Source organism: Extibacter sp. GGCC_0201 (assembly GCF_017566055.1).
Taxonomy (GTDB): domain Bacteria; phylum Bacillota; class Clostridia; order Lachnospirales; family Lachnospiraceae; genus Extibacter.
In genome coordinates, this window is sequence record NZ_JABFCH010000097.1 from 1 (window position 1) to 263 (window position 263).

At 46.4% G+C, this 263-nt stretch carries 1 protein-coding gene; it reads left to right on the forward strand.

Going from position 1 to position 263, the window contains the following annotated elements; genetic code table 11:
- Window positions 1–51: 51 nt before the first annotated feature.
- Window positions 52–263, forward strand: a 212-nt coding sequence (locus HJV72_RS18885) for an ATP-binding cassette domain-containing protein (protein WP_330619053.1), incomplete at its 3' end; no start/stop codon positions are given.

A 263-nucleotide genomic window follows, 5' to 3' on the forward strand; every position in this document is an offset into this window, starting at 1 on the left:
CCCCATCTCAGTGTATATGAAAACATTGTTTACGGACTGAAGACGAGAAAAATTAAAGATAAGAAGGTTCTGATGGAGAAAGCAAGGGAGATGATGAATTTAGTTCAGCTTGAAGGTGTGGAAAACAGGCTGCCCAAGGAACTGTCCGGCGGTCAGCAGCAGAGAGTGTCGCTGGCAAGAGCCATGATTGTAGAGCCGAAAGTGATGCTGTTTGACGAACCGCTGAGTAATCTGGATGCCAAGCTGAGGGAAAAAACGAGAGT